The sequence below is a fragment of the Bacteroides ndongoniae genome (genome assembly GCF_900108345.1).
Lineage (GTDB): Bacteria > Bacteroidota > Bacteroidia > Bacteroidales > Bacteroidaceae > Bacteroides > Bacteroides ndongoniae.
Genome location: NZ_FNVV01000014.1, coordinates 711,856 through 728,641, shown reverse-complemented (window position 1 = coordinate 728,641; position 16,786 = coordinate 711,856). Strand labels below are relative to the sequence as shown.

Below are 16,786 nucleotides of genomic sequence, written 5' to 3'. Positions count from 1 at the left end.
TTCTATTGTACCCGCTTGCATTTTCCGCTGAACCGACGGATTTCCAGTTTGATGATTTCAGTGCGATGAAAAGATTTCTCTGCATATTTCAGCCCAACGGTCGTATCGTTGGGCGAATATTTTTGTAGCAACAGCTGTAAGGCATGTTTCCGCTCTTTAGCCTCCAGTCCGATACGAGCCAGACAATCCAGCACAATACTTTCATAGCCGGTGGTGAATTTGTTGGAAACAACATGCGTAGCTCCGACTACGCAGAATGAAACCTCCGGATGAGCAGCGATGCAGCGTAGCTTTCGGCCTTGCGGAGCACAGTGCAGGTAGATGGCATCTTTGCCGTCCCATACATAATTGATGGGGATTCCGTATGCGGCTTTCCCCGCTTCATCGGTCATGGACAGCACTCCGTATTCTCCTTCTTTCAGCAAGGCGTATGCACGTTCGTTGTCCAAAAGGCGATCTTGTCTTCTTACAGCTTCGTTTGTATATTCCATATTGTATTTTCAGTTTGCAGGATTATGTTCAGGGGGCATTTATTTCTTTTCGTACATGTCCTCCAGCAGTCTGATGCCAGTCGGAGTCCGGAAGATGCGTTGTTTTATTATTCTGATGTTTTCAGCCGGCAGTTCGTCTTCATAGATGTTTACCAGAAAGTCGGCTTCCACCAGAATCTGGTAGTCTATTCCTTCGATATCCTTATAAGTATGGTGATGACCTACCAACCAGCAGACGCGTTCGATCTGTTCTTCCGTATAGTTGCCTGTTGTAGCCAGCAGTTTTCTGGCTTCGGCAGGTCCTTCCAGTTCCTGATGTTTTCCGTCGCACATGTGGTATTTCTGTTCGCAAATACGGATTCCTATATCGTGAACGATGGCAGCGGTTTCCAGCACGAAGAGGGTTTCTTCGTCCACCTGTTCCAATGTACCGATCACGGAGGCCAGTTGGAATACTTTGATAAAATGCTGGATGCGTTTGGGATCACCGGCATTGTATGCTGTCATGAGGGCAGTCAGTTGGGCATGTTTCCGATTCATATTGTTGTATGAGTTCTATTTGTTTGCAGATTGTTTCTTTTTATTTTCGTAGGAATTCCCGCTTGTCGCGGAAAAGGTAAAACAGCTTCCAGCACAGGGATTGGAGTGGCTGGAGGATGTCAAACAGCGGGAGTGTCAGCCGATAGCGATATCGCTCGTTCAGCGACTTGGCCGTGGAGTTTATTACCAGTGCCTGGACGATGAAGCGAACCAGGAAAAGCAGCACACCGATTCCGGCAACCAGCCAGTGGAAATGAAGAATGCCCCACACAGTCATAGCGATCCATGCCGCATAGAACAACAGACGACTTAGGGTTTCGAACCCTGCCAGCCAGCGTTGCAGGCCTTTGTATTGGCGGGCTGTCGAAGCATACCCTATTTTTTCTTCACGCCAGTCTTTACTTCTGTAGACGGGTTGCATCCGTACCGCAGCCTCTGGGGCCGTTTCTACCCGTGTATTGTCACCGTTGGCTACCTGATTGACGAAGAGGTCGTCGTCGCCGCGCCGCAGGTTCAGATGGGCAGAAAATCCTTTTTGGTCGTAGAAGAGCTGTTTCCTGTAAGCCAGGTTTCGCCCGATGCCCATATACGGATGTCCGCCCAGGGCAAATCCCAGATAGCGCATGGCGGTGAACAGGCTGTCGAAAGCTGTGCAGCGGTGAAGCCAGCTTTTTCCGCGTTCGTATCCGCTGTAGCCCAGTACGACTCCGGTATGCGGTGTAAAGTTGCGTGCCATCAGGCGTAACCATTGATTGCTTTGAGGCTGGCAGTTGGCTTCGGTCAGCACCAGCCAGTCGTGACGCGAGGCACGGATGCCAAGGGTGACGGCCAGCTTCTTGCGGCTGATGTAGCGCGACGAGTCGGGCACAAAGCTGTGGTATAGGTTACGGTACTGCTCTTCGAGTTGCAGCAGATAGTCTTCGCTTTCGTTCTTCTCGCCGTCGTTGATGACGATCACCTCAAAATCCGGATAGTCCTGTGCCAGTATGGCGGGCAGGTTGCGGCGCAGATTCTCCACTTCGTCGTGTGCACAGATGATGACCGACAGAGGAGGAAGCCCCTGAGTAAAGTGAAGTTCGTTACGTTGCTCCTTGCGGTTGCGCCGCCCGATACGGCTGTAGAGGACAAGGTAGTAGATGATCTGAACGGCTAACAGAATGCCGGCTGCCATGAGCAGATATTGTTCGGTAGAATTGATGGCAAATGTTTCCATTGAGTTTGCGATAGTTGAATAATGTAACGTGCAAAAGTACAAATTTTCGTCCACACCTTGTACTGCCTGTCCTCTCTTTTTCTTACTTCGCCGTCAGTACGGGCACCGTCAGAAAACGGCAAGCAGGGAAGTGACGGGTCAGGTAACGTTGCAGGTACTGCTGGGTATCTTCCTGAATGGTGGTGTCCTCGATGGTCGGGTACAGGTTGTAGAGTACGGTATGCAGTTCGATGCCCCGTCGGGCTACGGCTTCCAGACTCAGCAGGGTGTGGTTGATGCTGCCCAGCTTGCCCGAGGTGACAAATACCAGCGGATAACCTTTCTCGGCAATGTAGTCGATGGTCAGATACTCGTCTTTCAGCGGAACCATCAGGCCACCAGCTCCTTCCACCAGGACGGTCTCGTAGCGGCGGGCCAGTTCCAGCGTGGCTTGTTCTATCTTGGCAAAGTCAATAGGACGCCGGTCGATGCGCGAGGCCAGGTCGGGCGATGCCGGATAGGAGAAGATTTCGGGCATGGTCAGTCCTTCCTTGTCTTCGGGCAGGTAGCCGGTACCCATCAGACGGCGGTGCAGGTCGATGTCCTCGCTGTGACCTACGTTGCCTGTCTGGATAAATTTCTGGGTAATGACCCGTTTGCCTTCCTTGATAAGCTGCTCCGCATACCAGGCGGTGCAGTACGATTTTCCGGCATCCGTATCGATGCCGCTGACGAAATAGATGTTGTTCGTATTCATAATTGAATGTTTTTAAGTACTGAGTTACTCAAGTTTCGCAAGTTTATTAATAGGTTGTAGTTAAGGAGTTAAGAAGTTAAGTAGTGAAGCCAATACCTTTGTGAAAAGGATACCGGCCATACACTCAATCTATCGGCTTTAACTCCTAGCCCACCTTGGTGGGCGATAACTCCTTTTAACTCCTTTAACTCCTGTTCTTTATTGCTTGTATCGGCAAATCACATAAATCGGCTGGTACGTCAGGCTGACTCCTTCGGCCGAACTGAAGCGGTTGCGGTATTCGTCGCAGAACGTTTGCAGGCGTCCGCGGCTCCAGGTGTGCTTCTCGGTTCCCGTGACGCCGGTCATGCGCAGGTGGTGCAGCACGTCGATAGGCGTGGGGAAGTGCAGCACAGCTTCCTCTTCTTCGAGGTACAGCACTTCGTAACCTGCGGCTTCCAGTTCCTTTTTCAGCTGTTCGGGGGGCGTGTATTCCAGTCCGTTGCCGGTCAGTGTGCGTATCTCGTGCAGGTTGCGCAGCCCGAACGTGCTGAATGCCAATACGCCGCCGGGACGAAGCAGGGCGGTACTGCGGCCGAAGAAATCGGCTGGCGCGACGAACCATTGCAGGGTGGAGCACGAGGTCAGCAGGTCCAAGCGGTCGGGCAGGGGACAGGTTTCGGCATCACCTGCTTCGAAGCAGACACCGCTGTTGCCGGTCAGTTCCGTCAGGCAAAAGCGCATCTCCGGGCAAAGGTCGTTCAGATGCAGCAACGACGGATGCCAGGTGTCGAATAGCAGTTGCGAGTAAAGTCCCGTACCGCAGCCGAACTCGGCAATGCGGTCGAAGCCGGCATCGGGCACGGTGCGTTGCAGCAGGCGAATCATCTTCTCGGCTACCTGTTGCTGTACGCGTGCTTCGCGGCTGTAAGTGGCACGGGCACGGGCAAATCGTTCGGCGATCAGTTGTTTGTCCATCGGTCTTGCAAGTAATGTTTAAAGAGTGATTCCTGATAATGTGCATCCTCGGTTTGCATTGCCGCAGTGCCCAGTTCGTGCCAGGCATTCAGCTGGTTGGCAGGCGGGATGATACGGTCGTTGCTTCCTACGATGGCTTCGGTCCACTTCAGCGTGGGCTGTGGCTGTCCGGCATATTGCCGGGCGATGCAGTCCAGTTCGTCGCGTACCTCTTCCAAAGGCCGGCGGGGAGTACAGCTCAGGAAGTCGCGGAAAGCAGCACTGTCGGCACACATGCGTCGCAGAAACTTGTGGAGCGAAGCCCCCGTCAGGCCTTCCAGTGTTCCCCGGAAGATGACAGGCGGAATGCCTCGCCGTTCGTCGATGGGGAAAGGAGTTCCGTTGATGGCCGTACTGCAGCCAATGTTTAGGCCGAGGGTAGGGACAACGTGCGATGCTGCCCATACGCCCATCGACCAGCCTACGACGTGTATCTCGGCGTAGCCTTGGAGCAACGATGCGTCGAAGTCCAGTGTCCGGTAGTCGTAGCACAGCATGAAGTCCATGCCCTGCGGACGGTAGTGGCTGAACGGTGTCTCGTCTGCCGCCCATCCGGCAAAGAACAGCAGCAGCTTCGGATGGTTTTCGTGGATGATATATACTTGTTTCATTTCTTGGTTGAACTTATAAGTTGATGATTTGAATCAGGTTGCAGTGACAGTCACTGTCCGGTTTATTAGGGGCTATCCGCCATAAACTGACAATTTATCGCCTTTAAACTCACAGTTTACCGGCTTTAAACTGACAGTTTATTGCCTTTAAACTGATAATTTATCGCCTTTAAACTGGAATAATCTCCGTAGCTTCAGAGAGGAATCCGGTCGATTTCCTCTTCCGTCAGTGCAGCCGTCAGCGAGAAGCGGATGCGCGAAGTTCCTTCGGGCACCGTAGGCGGGCGGACAGGCAGTGCGTAGAAGCCGTGGCGTTGCAGGTTCTCGGCTCGTATCACGGTGTCGGCACTGGGCCCTACAATCATGGGAACAATCTGGCTGACGCTGGGCGTGGTGTATCCCTGTTCTGCCAACCGGCTGCGCAACCGTTCGCCCAGGTGTTGTACATGTTTCCGCCGTTCGTTCATGCCTGCCAGCCGCCGGACGATAAACAGTGTCCAGGCTATGCAGACCGGAGGCAGGGCAGTTGTGAAGATGAAAGGACGCATGCGGTTCACCAGGTATTCGCGTACCGTACGACTGCACAGTACGTATGCCCCGGCCGATGCGACTGCCTTGCCAAAGGTGCCTACCAGGAAGTCGATGTCGCCGATGCAGCCTTCTTCTTCGGCACATCCCAGGCCGGTAGGGCCGAAGACACCGAAGCCGTGCGCTTCGTCCACGTACAGCAATACGTTGTCGCGACTCCGTTTCAGTCGTACCAGTTCGCGCAGGTCGGTACGGTCGCCGTCCATGCTGAATACGCTTTCGGTGACGATGATGATGCGCCGGTATTCATCGCCATGCTGGCTTATGAGGCGTTCCAATTGGTTCAGGTCGTTGTGGCGGTAGCGGATGCAGCGGGCAGGTGCCGCCAGGCGGATGCCGTCTATCAGGCTGGCATGTACCAGCTTGTCGGCCAGAATCAGGGTCTGACCGTCGGCCACGGCAGGCAGGATGCCCGTATTGGCATGGTAGCCGCAGTTGAAAACCAGTGCAGCCTCGGTGCCGAACAGTCGGGCCAGTTCGTCCTCCAGTTCGTCGTATATGTGGAAATTTCCCGTCAGCAGGCGCGATGATGACGATGTCGGCAGAAACGTTTCCGGCGTCAGTGTCTCCAGAAACTCTTTCCGCAACTCGATGTCGGCCGCCAGTCCCAGGTAGTCGTTCGACGACAGGTTCAGCATCCGCTGCCCATTGGTGCAGATGTAGCGTCCGTCATGTTCCAGGGCAGGCAGTCGCCGCAGGTTTCCTTTGGCTTGCAAGGCATCGAGCTCTTGTTTCAGTTCTTGGGTAAAGTTCATATGTTTCTTTTGTTTTTCCTTATTTCATTTCCGATACGATCTTCAGCAATCCTCCCGTCAGTCGGCTCAGCTGTTCCGGTTCGATGACGAAGGGCGGCATCAGGTAAACCAAACGTCCGAAGGGGCGCACCCAGATGCCTTCTTCCACAAAGCGGCGCTGCATCCAGGCCATGTCCACGGGTTTCCGGGTTTCTATCACTCCGATGGCACCCAGCACCCGAACGTCGGCCACCTGTGGCAGTGCACGGGCAGGCTCCAGTTCCCGGCGCAGCTGTGCTTCAATGCGTTGTACCCGTCCCTGCCAGTCGTACTCGGGCGAGGTAAGCAGACGCACCGAGGCGCAGGCACAGGCACAGGCCAGCGGGTTGCCCATGAAGGTAGGCCCGTGCATGAAACAGCCAGGTTCGTGGTTCGAGATAGTGTCTGCCACTTCGTTCGATGCCAGCACCGCTGACAGCGTCATGTATCCTCCCGTCAGTGCCTTGCCGATGCACATGATGTCCGGTTCCACTCCGGCATGTTCCCAGGCAAAGAGCTTGCCCGTCCGTCCGAATCCGGTTGCTATTTCGTCGAAGATGAGCAACAGACCGTACTCGCGGCACAGGCGTTCTGCCTCGCGCAGGTATTGCGGATGATAGAACCACATTCCGCCGGCTCCCTGCACCACGGGCTCCAGAATCAGGGCCGCCAGTTCGTTGTGATGCTGTTCGATGACCTCCTTCAGCGGTACGATGTCTTCCGGATTCCATTCGCCGTCGAAGCGCGAACGGGGTTGCGGCACAAAGTATCTTACAGGCAGTGCACTACCGAAGAGCGAATGCATGCCGGTCACGGGGTCGCATACCGACATGGCGTTCCATGTATCGCCGTGATAGCCCGAACGGATGGTGACGAAGTTGTTCTTTTGCTCCTTCCCTTTACCGAACCAGTACTGTACAGCCATCTTCAGCGCAACCTCTACAGCTACCGAACCCGAGTCAGCGTAGAATATCTTCTGCATTGACGGCGGTACCAGTGGCAGCAGCAGACGAGCCAGTTCGATGGCCGGTTCGTGTGTCAGCCCGCCGAACATCACGTGCGACATTTTCTTCAGCTGTTCCTCTACGGCACGGTTCAGTATCGGATTATTATAACCATGTACCTGGCACCACCACGACGACATACCCTCTACCAGCGTCTCACCTGTCTCCAGTGTGATGGTAGCGCCCTGCGCACTCTTCACCTTATAGACCGGCAGCGGATGGCTGGTCGATGTGTAGGGATGCCACAGGTGTTCGCGGTCGAACTGCGAGTCGCACAGCCGATACCCCGCTTCCCGGATCAGTTCCTTATCTTCGGCCACCTTCGATCCAAGAGTAGTGAGCAGATCGCCCACAATGGCCGAGTTTATTCCTATATACAGTGCTTTCTTCACTGCCTCACGGCTCAGTTGGGAGCGTCCGCCGGCAAAGCGCAAGTAGGCTGTCGGATTGATGAAACGGAACAGGGCAATGGTAGTCAGTATCTCTTCTTCGGACAGGGGTGCCTGGTGTTCCAGCGGTGTTCCGGGGATGGGACTGAGCAGATTGATGGGGATCGACTGTACACCGAGCCGTTGCAAGGTGAAAGCCAGTTCGATGCGTTGCTCCATCGTCTCGCCCATGCCGATGATGCCTCCGCTGCACACGTCCATGCCAATGCGGCGTGCAGCCTGCAGCGTCTTGATTTTCTCTTCCTGCGTATGGGTCGAGCAGAGGGTGGGGAAGTAGCTGGGAGCCGTCTCCAGGTTGCAGTGATAGCGCGTCACGCCCGCTCCGTACAGTGCCCGCAGTTCGTCTTCATCCGCCAGTCCCAGTGAGGCACAAAGCTGGATGGACGAGTGGCGGCGCAGGTAGCGCACCGTGTCGCAAAGCTGTTCAATCTGTTTTTTCGAGGGTTTTCGTCCGCTGGTCACCAGCGAGAAGCGGTTGACGTCCTGCTCTTCGTTGGCACGGGCGTGCCGCAGGCATTCTTCAGCGGGCAGCAGGTCGTAGATGTCGGCCTGAGTGTGGTAGTGGGAAGATTGTGCACACCATTTGCAGTTTTCCGGGCATCGGCCCGACTTGGCATTTACGATGGAACACATGTCAAATTCGCGTGGAGCGCATGCCACGGTGATTTCGTGGGCAGCGCGATACAGCGCCTCACGGTCGGCCAGTCCGGCCAGCCACGACGCTTCTTCGGGCGACAGGGCCATGCCTGCCAGTACCCGTTGTTTCAGTAAGTCAAGGGTCATAATAGATGATGATATAGATGTGTGAAGAAGATTGCCTGCCGCCTTCACCTGTTTGCGCAGCGAGCTGTCGGCCGCCTCTTTTCGCAGGCAGCCTATGGTGACAGTCCGCCCTATACTGGCAAAAGCCGCATAACTTTTGCGGCTCCAGCGCCTGAAGCGTATGGCGTTCTGATGTATTCTTTTCTTCTTCACGATGGTTTTCTTTATCTGTTCAGGAGGAGCAAAGATAGTGCAAAGTTGTCGAAATGCAAAGCAAATGCCAGATTCTTCCTGTGCTTTACTCCCAACCTGTTTTGATGCGATAAATCGAGGTGTATTTTTTTCGCTCACTATCTTTCATTGAAAAAACTATCAGCATCTAACTTCCTTTAACTTTTTATTGCCTCGTTATTCTATCATTTATCGTTCTTTTGTGACATTTGGTCACATTCTTATCGGTTGGCAAATCTTTGAAAAACAAAAAAAGGAAAATAGATGTTGCTTCCTGCTATGGAATCTAGGCTCTTTTATGTGGCTATGAGATTTATATTGAAGTTATAAAAGTCAAGGATAATTATACGCATATTCATCTATAAAATCATAGTTATATGGCAACAGTTAAAGTTAAGTTTCGTGCATCTTCCGTCAAGACGAGGGAAGGCACATTGTATTTTCAGGTGATCCACAACAGGGTGGCACGGCAGGTAACTACCGACCATAAACTTTTTCCGTCTGAATGGGACAGATTTCATTCCAGGATTTTACTTTCGGAATGTATGGATGACCAACGTCGTGAGTACCTGCTTTCTTTGAACGGACAGGTTAGTCGTGAACTAGCCTTTCTCAAGTCTATCATATTCCGGATGGAGGGTAGTGGGACTCCGTTTACTTCCGATGAGATTGTCAAAGCCTATCAGCAGGCGTTCGACGGAAACGGATTCTTCTCTTTCATCCGTCAGCAGATGGAGCATCTGGAGAAAATCGGGCGTCGTTCAGCTCTCGAAAAGCTTAGATCCGCCTTCAACAGTTTCCTTTTGTTCTATGGCAAAGATGATATGCCTTTCACTGATGTCGATACGGTCCTCATGGAGGAGTATGAAAGCTTTTTGCACGAAAAGGGTCTATGCATGAATACGATTTCCTTCTATATGCGTATTCTCCGTTCTGTGTATAATACAGCCGTGGCTCGCGGTCTTACGATACAGCAATATCCGTTTAAGTCCGTATATACAGGCATTGACCAGACTGTAAAAAGAGCCATATCACTGAAAACAGTCCGGCGGATACGTGGTCTGAATCTGACTTCATTCCCTGTCATGGAATGGGCGCGCGATCTGTTCATGTTCTCCTTTTACACCCGTGGCATGTCCTTCGTCGATATGGCTTATTTAAAGAAAACCGATCTGCAAAATGGTGTCCTGGTATACCGTCGGCAAAAGACCAATCAGCAGCTTACCATTAAGTGGGAGAAACCTATGCAGGATATTGTCAATAAATACGCTAGTCCCGAAAGTCCCTATTTGTTACCTATTATAAGAGATACGCATGCCGATGCCCGGCTTCAGTACAAGAATGCTATTCATCTGGTCAACAACAAGCTGAAACTGATTGGTAAGGAGATAGGGTTAGGCATTCCATTAACTACTTATGTGGCCCGTCATGGTTGGGCGAGTATAGCTAAACATAAAAATATACCTATTGGAATTATCAGTGAAGCTCTCGGTCACGATTCCGAGAAAACAACCCGTATCTATCTTGATTCGTTGGATACTTCAGCTGTTGATAAAGCCAATAGCCAGATTTTAAATTCACTTTAATATCTCCTGATACGGATTTCTCTATAAAGGAAACACGATAAAATGCGAAATATTGACAAATATTATAAAATAACAGTAGTATATGTGAATGCTGATGTATGAATATGCATATTTGAAGATGTGAAAATTGTATTATGATATTCTGACACTAAAACAGTAAAATAAGTAGTGTCTAATGCGCTTTGGAGTGGTTTATCTCTCTCTCTGTAAGAGATGTATTAAGACGGTGCAAATATAGCGAAAAAAAGATTTATGGCAAAAAAATGGTAAAAAAAAGATATTGATTTGCTATTTTCTTTTGGAGGAAGAATGTTGATTAAAAGGATTAACTCAACATTTGTTGAGTTAATCGGAAGTTGGTTGAACTTATTTATGCTCGTGTTTCAAGAAGTTATAAATATAGTAAACGGTTAATATATCTCTTACAGAGAGATGAAGCAATAGTAAAACAAGTAGACTTATTTTGTTGAGGATTATAAGAGGGTACTATTGATAAGAGATGAATAAAAGGGATTTTGTCCCGCAACTTTTTTATAAATACATTGTAACTGCTTGAAATATAATGATATATATATACCAGCAGGATTAGAAGTATTACCTTTTATCAAATTGTGTATTCAGAAAAAATATCTTTTAAAACAGCTTTTCACCAAGCTGATGACGGGCTGTTACAGGAGCCGGATGCTCCTAAACATTGGTATGTAATGCGCGATCTGAAACGATTCAATGCCAAACTGCCAGCTTATAAACAATTGCAGACCGAGGATGTAGAAGTTTTTACGCCTATGCGTTGGAAACTGACTGTAAAACTGGGCAAACGGATACGTGAAAAAGTCCCTTTCATTCAGGATTTGCTGTTCGTGCACGATACTCGAAAACATCTTGATGCTTTCGTTGAAAAAATACCGACTTTGCAATACCGCTATCAGAAAGGTGCGGGATATTGTGAGCCGATGATTGTTCCTGATTCCGATATGGATCGTTTTATCTATGCTGTAAATGGCATGGATCTTCCCCGTTATTACCTTCCGGAAGAATTGACTCCTTCTATGTTCGGTCGTAAGATCCGCATTATCGGAGGCTACCTGGACGGTTACGAGGGGTATCTGCTCACCACCCGCGGGTCGCGTGTCAAGCGTCTGCTGGTCGATTTACCCAATTGGATTACGGCTGCTGTCGAGGTTAATCCGGAGTTTATACAGTTATTGTAATATTTACTTAAGTTTAACTTCGTTGATTTTCAATTCGCAAGTGCTCAACTTATTAGTTGACAAGGCTTCAGTTAACAAGTCTACTAGGCTGGAATGCCCTGCAACTGCAACTTGAGCTTGCGAATTGAAAATCGACGAAGTCAAAGTTGAGATATTTTATATGAGCGAAATATTGTCCGATAAAGCTTACCCTTCTGCACGGTTGGCCGAGAAAGAGCGGGAGTTGTTTGAGCAAATACATCAGACGATTGTCGAACAACAGTTATTTTTAGATCCCGGTTTTTCTCGAACCAAATTCATAAAAATAGGGTTAGTCAATAAGAATAAGGTAGCTCGGATGCTCCAGCAGTATGCCGGTACCAATCTGAACGGGTATATCAATGGCATGAGGCTGGAATATGCAGCCCGGTTGTTGCGCGAACATCCTGCCGATCCTATCAAGGCCATTGCAGCCAACAGTGGGTTCAACAGTGTACGTACTTTCTATCGTCTTTTTTCTGAAAAGTACGGGATGAGTCCTGTCGAATACAAAGAGAAGTTATGAAATTACAGATTGCCGACTGGTTCATGCAAGTCGATTGTGACGATGCCGTAACCGGACAACTGCCCAACTTGTGTCCGTTCCTAGTATCGGACCCTCTTTCTTCCGATGCCGATATCCTGTTCCGTTTACAGTTGGGTGTTTCTCTGTCTCCCGAAAAGACAGTACCCGTACTGGTCAACGAGTTGGAAGGCCGTACCCTGCGTCTGTGGCTGATGCCCGATCATTGCAGTATCTCTCTGACATTGGCTGATTCCCAGCAGACCTACTGGTTGCGTGCCAGCCGTGATTGGAAGCAGATCGTTTCCGATTGGAAGCCCGATTATCCCGGTTCTTATTCCGTTCTGAACGATTTCCTGATGATTGCTTTCATCTACAGTTCTGCATTCCGCGATACGGTTCTTCTCCATGCTTCGTGTGTGGCGGTCGGATCAGAAGGCTGTGCTTTCATAGGGCCTTCCGGAGTGGGCAAAAGTACACATTCCCGTCTGTGGTTGGAACATATCCCCGATAGTCGCCTGCTCAACGACGATCAGCCTGTACTGCGTCGGATGCCCGATGGCAGCATGCGTATATACGGTTCTCCCTGGAGTGGCAAAACGTTTTGCTACCGCAACGAGGGAGTCCGTCTCAGCGCGTTGTTTTTCATGGAGCAGGCAGCAGAAAATCGTGCCATTCGTCTGGACGGTATTCATACGTTCTGTCGTTTGCTCGAAGCCGCATCGGCCATCGGGCGCGACTCCAGAACCTTTTCGCCGGTCAGTGAAACGCTGGCTTGGGTAGCCGGAACTATACCAGCTTACCTCCTGAAAAATCTTCCAGAAAAGTCGGCAGCACTTCTCAGTGCGAAGGTGGTTTTTGAATTAAAAGTTTAGGGTTTATGGTTTAGGGTTTATGGTTTATGGTTTAGGGTTTATGGTTAATGGTTAATGATTAATAAATTCTTCATTCTTCATTCCTCATTCTTCATTTATTTTGTTCTTCATTTATTTTGTTCTTCATTTTTTTGTCTCTATGATTATTGCAGTCGATTTCGACGGAACCATCGTCGCACACCGCTATCCCGCCATTGGTCCGGAAATACCGTTTGCTGTCGATACCTTGAAACTTCTGGCCCGCGAGCGTCATAAACTGATTTTATGGACCGTTCGCGAAGGCGATTTGCTCAACGAGGCTGTCGAATTCTGTCGCAATCGTGGTTTGGAGTTTTATGCAGTCAATAGCAATTATCCGGAAGAAAAGCCATCGCATAGCGGTTATTCCCGCAAGCTGAAGGCCGACCTTTTCATCGACGACCGCAATTTGGGAGGCTTGCCCGATTGGGGTCTTATTTACCGTATGATTCAGGAAGGGTTATCTTTCGAAGACATATATAGCCATCATCTTTCACAGCCTCCGATGCCGGCAAAGCCGCTGGGCTTTTGGGAAAGGCTGAGGAAAATTAAAAGTTAAAGATTAAAAGTTTATGGTTTAGGGTTTAGTGTTTAGCGTAGTTTATCTATTGGCTTAACTCCTTAACTTCTATAACTTCTTATCTTCCAAAGAAATCTTCAATTTTAAACTTAAATATCTTATAAAACATTTTTCATTCTTACCATGTTTTCATTCAGACGTTATCTGTTAGTACTGTTGCTTCCGTTGCTTTTGGCCGGATGCGCTTCTTATAAAAAATCGGTGTATCTTCGTCACGACCAGGTGCTCGCTGATATTGAGCAGCAAGGTAAGCTTTACGAATACCGCATCATGCCCAAAGACGAACTGATTATCGTCGTCAGTACGTCCGATCCCGCCTCCTCCGTGCCCTTCCTTCGCAAGCTGGGGCAGAATAAGGAAATGAGCCAGAACTCACAAGGCACGGGCAATGCCAAACTGCTGAATTATCTGGTCGACAACCAGGGCTGCATCGACTATCCCGTTTTGGGCAAGCTTCCCGTTTCCGGTCTTTCTTGCCGTCAATGCGAAGACCTTATCCGTCAGAAGTTGGAGGCCTACCTCAACGAAGTCCCCAATGTCACAGTCCGCATCGACAATTTCAAGGTCAGTGTATTGGGCGAAGTCAACCATCCGGGTACGTTTACTGTCACCGACGAACGCATCAATATCTTTCAGGCCCTGGCCCAGGCAGGCGATATGACCCTCTTTGCCGATCGCGACGATGTTCAGCTCCTACGCGAAGACTCCATCGGTCGTCGTCAGGTCATTCATCTCGACCTTACCGAGGCCGGCATCGCCCTTGCTCCGGAGTATTATTTGCAGCAGAACGACATAGTCTACGTCAAGCCCACCAAGGCCAAAGTACGTTCCAATACATTCAGCAACAATGCTTCCATCTGGATCAGTCTGCTGAGCCTGGCCTCTACTCTTGCTTCACTGGTCATTATTGCACTACAATAAACTAAGGAGTTAAGAAATTAAGAAGTTAGAGAAGTTAGGGAGTTAGAAAGTTAAGGAGTTAGAGAAGTTAAGGAGTTAAGAAGTTAAGGAGTTAAGCCGATAGATAGATTACTCTAAACGCTCAACTCTAAACGCTCTACGCCCTCAACGCTATTAATTTTTAACTTTTAACTTTTAAATTTCAACGTTTTTAATTTCCCAACGCCCCATTATCCATTATCCATTATCCATTATCCATTATCCATTATCTATGAGCGATTCCACCTACAACGATATTTTCAACGACGGCGGCAAGCCCGTCGATTACAAGGCACTTATTTTCGAATACCTGCTCCATTGGCCCATTATTCTGGCCTGTCTGGTACTGGCTTTGGGTGGTGCATACGTCTATTTGCGCTATCAGCCGCCTGTCTACAGCATCAGTTCCACCATCCTCATTAAGCAGGGCGACAAAACCAAGTCTTCTGCCATCGGTCAGCTGGCTGCCATGCAGGATTTGGGAACCGTGTCCATGGCCAACAATTTCGACAACGAAGTCGAGATTCTGCAGTCCTATTCCCTCATCCGGAAGGTTGTCGACCGCCTCGGCCTGTACGTCGAATATGCAGCCGAACGGAAAGGCGGTTACGACATTTCGCTTTATAAGAACGTGCCCGTCCATGTCTGGATGTCGGCCGATGATGCCGACCGTCTTCCTTCCGCCTTGCAGGTACAGATTAACGGCACCGCCGGTGCTTCCCACGAAGCTGTCGTCAACTATCAGCTCGATGGAGACAAGCATACACTCAGCAAGACTTTCAAGCAGCTTCCGGCTGTCTTCATTACTCCTGTCGGTACCCTCAGCCTGACAGCCGATAGTGTAGCCGTTGCCGGTTCTTCTTATTCGCTTCGGGCTACAGTTACGGCTCCCTCTGTGGTAGCAGCCCAATATAAATCCCGCCTCAGTGCCACCCCTACCAGCGAATTTACGTCCATTGTACGCCTTACCGTCAACGATACCAATATCCCCCGGGGCGAAGATTTCCTGAATACGCTTGTCACCATTTACAACGACGAAGCCAACGACGATAAGAATCAGGTAGCCATGCATACCGCCCAGTTCATCGACGAACGTATTGCCGTCATCAACGACGAACTGGGAGTCACCGAGACCGAGCTGGCCGACTACAAGCAGCGGGCCGGCATCACCGATCTCAGTACCGATGCCCAGCAGGCTTTGCAAGGTAGTTCCGAGTACGAGCAGAAACGCGCCGACAACACCAATCAGCTTCGCCTTGTCGGCGACTTGCGCCGCTATCTGGAAGATCCTGCCAATCGCGACGAAGTCATTCCCGCCAACGTCGGTCTTGCCGACGACGGCCTTTCCAACATTGTCAACCAGTACAACGAGATGATGATCGAACGCAAGCGTCTGCTGCGTACTTCCAAGCCCACCAGCCCGGCAGTCATCAGTCTCGACGAAGCCATTGCCGCTACCCGTACTACCGTTCTTACCACGGTAGCCAATGTCGAACGTACTCTTCAGATCACCCGCAACAACCTCGATCTGGAGGCAGGCAAATACCGTACCCGTATCAGCAATGCCCCCCGTCAGGAGCAGGAGTTGCGCAACATCAGCCGTCAGCAGGAAATCAAGGCCGACCTCTACCTCATGCTCCTTCAGAAGCGCGAGGAGAATGCCATTACCTTGGCTGCCAAGGCCAATAACGGCCGTACGGTCGAGACTCCCCGTGTATCAGGTCTGGTCGCTCCCAATGGCCGCAACCTCTATATGATTGCTTTTGTGCTTGGGTTGGGTGTCCCTGTCGGAGGCATCTGGCTGTCGCGTCAGCTGCGGTTCCGCATCGAAGGGCGTACCGATGTCGAACGCATCACCGATGTAACTGTGGTAGGCGACATTCCCCAAGTGAAAGAAGCGGATAAAAAAGCCCCGATTGTCATCAGCGAAAACCGCAACGAAATCATGGAAGAAGTCTTCCGCAGCCTGCGTACCAATCTCCAGTACATGCTGCAGGAAGGTCAGAAAGTCATTCTTTTCACCTCTACCAGTTCCGGCGAAGGCAAATCATTTACTGCTACCAATCTGGCAGCCAGCTTTGCCTTTATGGACAAGAAAACCGTCATCGTAGGCCTCGACATCCGCAAGCCCACCTTAGGCCATATCTTTTCGATGGATAAGCATCTGCCCGGCATCACCCAGTACCTCGCCGCTCCCTCCGAGCACGATTTACTGTCACTTTGCCGACCTAGCAATGTGTCTCCCAATTTGTATGTCTTGCCCAGCGGTGCTTTGCCACCCAATCCTACCGAACTGGTGGCCCGTCCGTCCTTGGAGACAGCTATCGGCATCCTTCGCCAACATTTCGATTATGTCATTCTCGACACTGCTCCCATCGGTATGGTCACCGACACCCAGCTTGTAGCCCGCACTGCCGATCTTTGTGTATACGTCTGTCGGGCCGATCATACCCGCAAAAGCGAGTTTGCTCTCATCAACGACATCCGTCACGATAAGAATATTTCCAATCTTTGTGTGCTTATCAATGGCATTAATATGGATAAGCGGAAGAACGGTTATTATTATGGGTACGGGAAGTATGGGAAATACGGGAAGTACGGGTATGGGAGGAAGTATAAATATGGTTACGGTAAGTAAAGAA

At 50.3% G+C, this 16,786-nt stretch carries 15 protein-coding genes; 7 read left to right on the top strand and 8 right to left on the bottom strand.

What is annotated here, in order from left to right; translation table 11 throughout:
* Positions 1-2 precede the first annotated feature (2 nt).
* The 8 genes from BQ5591_RS14030 to bioA all read right to left on the bottom strand — a co-directional run bounded on the left by BQ5591_RS14030 (position 3) and on the right by bioA (position 8,376).
* Entirely contained in the window at positions 3-491 is a 489-nt protein-coding gene (locus tag BQ5591_RS14030) for a pyridoxamine 5'-phosphate oxidase family protein (protein ID WP_071149825.1), read from the bottom strand.
* Positions 492-530: 39 nt separating this feature from the next.
* A complete protein-coding gene (locus BQ5591_RS14025; RefSeq protein ID WP_071149824.1) occupies positions 531-1,031 on the bottom strand; it encodes an HD domain-containing protein in 501 nt (166 codons plus the stop codon).
* 40 nt (positions 1,032-1,071) lie between these two features.
* Positions 1,072-2,244, bottom strand: a complete 1,173-nt coding sequence (locus BQ5591_RS14020) for a glycosyltransferase (RefSeq protein WP_071149823.1) — start codon at positions 2,242-2,244, stop codon at positions 1,072-1,074.
* A gap of 82 nt (positions 2,245-2,326) precedes the next feature.
* Positions 2,327-2,980, bottom strand: a complete 654-nt coding sequence (bioD, locus tag BQ5591_RS14015) for a dethiobiotin synthase (RefSeq protein ID WP_022163990.1) — start codon at positions 2,978-2,980, stop codon at positions 2,327-2,329.
* Positions 2,981-3,178: 198 nt separating this feature from the next.
* On the bottom strand, positions 3,179-3,937 hold the full coding sequence (gene bioC / locus BQ5591_RS14010; protein WP_071149822.1) for a malonyl-ACP O-methyltransferase BioC: 759 nt from the start codon (positions 3,935-3,937) through the stop codon (positions 3,179-3,181).
* Positions 3,922-4,587 (bottom strand): DUF452 family protein, encoded by a 666-nt coding sequence (locus tag BQ5591_RS14005; protein WP_071149821.1) that lies wholly within the window; start codon positions 4,585-4,587, stop codon positions 3,922-3,924. Before BQ5591_RS14005 ends, bioC begins: the two co-directional genes overlap by 16 nt.
* 194 nt (positions 4,588-4,781) lie before the next feature.
* Positions 4,782-5,930, bottom strand: a complete 1,149-nt coding sequence (locus tag BQ5591_RS14000; protein WP_071149820.1) for an 8-amino-7-oxononanoate synthase — start codon at positions 5,928-5,930, stop codon at positions 4,782-4,784.
* Positions 5,931-5,949: 19 nt separating this feature from the next.
* On the bottom strand, positions 5,950-8,376 hold the full coding sequence (gene bioA, locus BQ5591_RS13995) for an adenosylmethionine--8-amino-7-oxononanoate transaminase (protein ID WP_083380989.1): 2,427 nt from the start codon (positions 8,374-8,376) through the stop codon (positions 5,950-5,952).
* Positions 8,377-8,771: 395 nt separating this feature from the next.
* Here bioA and BQ5591_RS13990 point away from each other — a divergent pair, with 395 nt between their 5' ends.
* The 7 genes from BQ5591_RS13990 (at position 8,772) to BQ5591_RS13960 (ending at position 16,782) form a co-directional block, all read left to right on the top strand.
* Positions 8,772-9,980, top strand: coding sequence for a tyrosine-type recombinase/integrase (locus BQ5591_RS13990; protein ID WP_071149819.1), 1,209 nt, complete (start codon positions 8,772-8,774; stop codon positions 9,978-9,980).
* A gap of 665 nt (positions 9,981-10,645) precedes the next feature.
* The gene (locus BQ5591_RS13985) at positions 10,646-11,191 is read left to right on the top strand and encodes a UpxY family transcription antiterminator (protein ID WP_262483132.1); all 546 of its coding nucleotides are present in this window, start codon (positions 10,646-10,648) and stop codon (positions 11,189-11,191) included.
* Between the two features lie 160 nt (positions 11,192-11,351).
* Positions 11,352-11,735, top strand: a complete 384-nt coding sequence (locus tag BQ5591_RS13980) for a helix-turn-helix transcriptional regulator (protein WP_159434487.1) — start codon at positions 11,352-11,354, stop codon at positions 11,733-11,735.
* A complete protein-coding gene (locus BQ5591_RS13975; protein WP_071149817.1) occupies positions 11,732-12,607 on the top strand; it encodes a hypothetical protein in 876 nt (291 codons plus the stop codon). The genes BQ5591_RS13980 and BQ5591_RS13975 overlap by 4 nt, the downstream gene beginning before the upstream one ends.
* A gap of 139 nt (positions 12,608-12,746) precedes the next feature.
* The gene (locus tag BQ5591_RS13970; RefSeq protein WP_071150734.1) at positions 12,747-13,184 is read left to right on the top strand and encodes a BT0820 family HAD-type phosphatase; all 438 of its coding nucleotides are present in this window, start codon (positions 12,747-12,749) and stop codon (positions 13,182-13,184) included.
* Positions 13,185-13,328: 144 nt separating this feature from the next.
* Positions 13,329-14,126, top strand: a complete 798-nt coding sequence (locus tag BQ5591_RS13965) for a polysaccharide biosynthesis/export family protein (RefSeq protein ID WP_071149816.1) — start codon at positions 13,329-13,331, stop codon at positions 14,124-14,126.
* Positions 14,127-14,376: 250 nt separating this feature from the next.
* A complete protein-coding gene (locus tag BQ5591_RS13960) occupies positions 14,377-16,782 on the top strand; it encodes a GumC family protein (RefSeq protein ID WP_071149815.1) in 2,406 nt (801 codons plus the stop codon).
* Positions 16,783-16,786: the final 4 nt, after the last annotated feature.

What these genes read in the sequence shown, in the direction of transcription:
- bioD (WP_022163990.1), bottom strand. Translation starts at nt 2,980, where the DNA reads ATGAATACGAACAACATCTATTTCGTCAGCGGCATCGATACGGATGCC.
- BQ5591_RS13960 (WP_071149815.1), top strand. Translation starts at nt 14,377, where the DNA reads ATGAGCGATTCCACCTACAACGATATTTTCAACGACGGCGGCAAGCCC.
- BQ5591_RS13980 (WP_159434487.1), top strand. Translation starts at nt 11,352, where the DNA reads ATGAGCGAAATATTGTCCGATAAAGCTTACCCTTCTGCACGGTTGGCC.
- BQ5591_RS14020 (WP_071149823.1), bottom strand. Translation starts at nt 2,244, where the DNA reads ATGGAAACATTTGCCATCAATTCTACCGAACAATATCTGCTCATGGCA.
- BQ5591_RS14005 (WP_071149821.1), bottom strand. Translation starts at nt 4,587, where the DNA reads ATGAAACAAGTATATATCATCCACGAAAACCATCCGAAGCTGCTGCTG.
- BQ5591_RS14030 (WP_071149825.1), bottom strand. Translation starts at nt 491, where the DNA reads ATGGAATATACAAACGAAGCTGTAAGAAGACAAGATCGCCTTTTGGAC.
- BQ5591_RS13965 (WP_071149816.1), top strand. Translation starts at nt 13,329, where the DNA reads ATGTTTTCATTCAGACGTTATCTGTTAGTACTGTTGCTTCCGTTGCTT.
- BQ5591_RS13970 (WP_071150734.1), top strand. Translation starts at nt 12,747, where the DNA reads ATGATTATTGCAGTCGATTTCGACGGAACCATCGTCGCACACCGCTAT.
- BQ5591_RS14000 (WP_071149820.1), bottom strand. Translation starts at nt 5,930, where the DNA reads ATGAACTTTACCCAAGAACTGAAACAAGAGCTCGATGCCTTGCAAGCC.
- BQ5591_RS13975 (WP_071149817.1), top strand. Translation starts at nt 11,732, where the DNA reads ATGAAATTACAGATTGCCGACTGGTTCATGCAAGTCGATTGTGACGAT.
- BQ5591_RS14025 (WP_071149824.1), bottom strand. Translation starts at nt 1,031, where the DNA reads ATGAATCGGAAACATGCCCAACTGACTGCCCTCATGACAGCATACAAT.
- BQ5591_RS13990 (WP_071149819.1), top strand. Translation starts at nt 8,772, where the DNA reads ATGGCAACAGTTAAAGTTAAGTTTCGTGCATCTTCCGTCAAGACGAGG.
- bioC (WP_071149822.1), bottom strand. Translation starts at nt 3,937, where the DNA reads ATGGACAAACAACTGATCGCCGAACGATTTGCCCGTGCCCGTGCCACT.